The sequence below is a fragment of the Streptomyces prasinopilosus genome, from assembly GCF_001419695.1.
Taxonomy (GTDB): Bacteria; Actinomycetota; Actinomycetes; order Streptomycetales; family Streptomycetaceae; genus Streptomyces; species Streptomyces prasinopilosus.
Map to the genome: position 1 here is coordinate 1 of NZ_LIRG01000913.1, position 2,071 is coordinate 2,071.

The following is a 2,071-nucleotide window of genomic DNA, read 5'->3' on the forward strand; positions in this document are numbered from 1 at the left end:
TGCTGCTGTTCCGCGTCGTCACCGACCTCTTCCGGGACGACGCGCTGAGCGGCTGGGCCAAGGCCGGGTGGCTGGTCCTCGTCGTCGCGCTGCCGTTCGCCGGCGTGTTCGCCTACGTGGTGGCCCGCGGCCGGACCATGGGCCGGCGGGAGATCGCGCAGGCCCGTGCGCGGCAGGAGGCGTTCGACCGCTACGTCAGGGAGACGGCCGCGGGCTCCGGCGGGGGGACCGGGCGGGGCGGCACCGCCGACGAACTGCACCGGCTGTCCGAGATCCGTTCGCGCGGCGACCTGACCGACGAGGAGTTCGGCCGGGCCAAGGAGCTGGTGCTGGGCGGCCACGGCGCGGGACGCACCCCCTGACCCGTACGGGCACGCGCACCCGCGCGCCCGCACGCGCCACGGACCCCGCGCCGGACGGGCGCACCGAGGACCGGGAACCCGTACGACAAGCGAAAGGGGCGGTGACCATGGCTACGGCTCACGCCCATCACACCCGAACACAGGCACGTGCGCACACTCCCTCCGCCGCGCACGAGTGGGCCGGCGGGCTGACCGTCTTCGGCGGCGTCATGCTGATGCTCGCCGGAATCCTGAACATCGTCCGGGGCATCGCCGGGATCGCCCAGGACGACGTCTTCGTGGCCACGCAGAACTACGTCTTCCAGTTCGACCTCACGTCCTGGGGCTGGATCCACCTGCTCCTGGGCGCGGTGGCCGTGCTCGTCGGCGTGGGGCTGTTCCGGGCCAGTACGTGGGCACGGGTGGCCGGTGTGGTGATCGGGGGGCTCATCATGATCGCCAACTTCATGTCCCTGCCGTACGCGCCGGTCTGGTCGGTCGTGATGATCGCCCTTTCCGGCGTCATGATCTGGGCGCTGTGCACGGTGCGGCGCGAGGACGTCTGAGCCGGACGCCCCGGCCGGACGCTTCGAGGCCGCGCCGACCCGGTGTTCCGGGTCGGCGCGGCCTCGAAGCGGGTTCCGGTGCCGGGCTCCGGCCCGGCTCGCGGGCGGTCCCGGCGGTGAGCCGGACGCCCCGGCCCCCGCGCGACGGATGCCGTGCGGGGGCCGGGGCGGTGGACGGGTGCCGGTTCAGCTCGGGTCGGTCTCGATCACGCCGACGCGGTCACCGGTGCTCTGGAGCGCCGGGCGCAGGGCGCCGATCACGTCCTCGACGGTGACGGGGGTCTTCTCGCCGTTGCCCCGGGTGATCAGCACGCCGTCGAAGACGTCGCCGTAGAGCTCCTGCAGCGCCTTCCGGTCGTAGTACTCGACCAGTTTGCCGTCCTGCGCCTTGACGCCGAGGAACTTCCACAGCGACTTCTCCGGGCTGAAGGAGATCTGGTGGGCCGCGTCGGTCTGGACGGTGACCAGGGCGGACATCGCCGGCTCGGCGAACTCCTTCATCATCCGGTCGACCTCGGCCTTGGACACCGTGGGCTCCCGCGTGGTCGTCGGGACCGTCACCGGGGAGGAGGAGCCGGTCTCCACCTGGGCCCGGTACGCCTCCGCGACCGCCTCGGCCGACTTGTCGACGTCGATGCCCGCGCCGGGCTTGCCGTAGACGGCGACGGCCTTCCCGGACTCGAACGTGATCGTGCCGTCGTTGCCGGAGCCGCCGCCCGCGGACTCCAGGGCGGCGTGCAGCTTCTCCTCGTCCACGGGGACGACGGGGGCGACGACGCGGCTGTTGCCGAACAGGGAGCCGATCACGGAGACCGGGTTGTAGTCGCTGCGGGCCGCCGCGCCGACGGTGGCGTCGGTGTCGAGCTGGAGTCCGGCCTTGTCCGGCTCCAGTTCGACGGTCTTGTCGCCGACGGCCAGCTTGAGCGGCTTGTCCAGCCGGTCGGCGAGGGCCTTGTCGAGCGTCTTCACGGCCTCGTCGCGGGTGCTGCCGCCGATGTCGACGCCGAGCACGGTGGTGCCCTTGGGCACGTCGGAGTGGTTCATCAGCAGGCCGGCGCCGTAGACGCCGCCGACGAGCAGGATCACGGCGCCGCCGAGCAGGGGCAGTTTGCCGCGGCCCTTCTTCTTCGGTGCCTTCGAGGAGGCCGCCGGGGGCGGGGTGGC

General features: G+C 72.7%; 2 protein-coding genes and 1 pseudogene. 2 read left to right on the forward strand and 1 reads right to left on the reverse strand.

What is annotated here, in order from left to right; genetic code table 11:
* Together AOK18_RS28405 and AOK18_RS28410 are read left to right on the forward strand one after the other, a co-directional pair.
* The coding region (locus AOK18_RS28405; RefSeq protein WP_055696181.1) for a PLDc N-terminal domain-containing protein at positions 1–362 on the forward strand (362 nt) is incomplete at its 5' end.
* Between the two features lie 107 nt (positions 363–469).
* Positions 470–907, forward strand: a complete 438-nt coding sequence (locus tag AOK18_RS28410; RefSeq protein ID WP_055696182.1) for a DUF7144 family membrane protein — start codon at positions 470–472, stop codon at positions 905–907.
* Between the two features lie 186 nt (positions 908–1,093).
* On the opposite strand, the pseudogene AOK18_RS28415 reads toward AOK18_RS28410, so the two are convergent.
* Positions 1,094–2,071: pseudogene (locus AOK18_RS28415) on the reverse strand (hypothetical protein); the annotation flags it as partial.

Excerpts from the sequence above, each read along its gene's own strand:
- AOK18_RS28410 (WP_055696182.1), top strand. The coding sequence starts at position 470 with ATGGCTACGGCTCACGCCCATCACACCCGAACACAGGCACGTGCGCAC.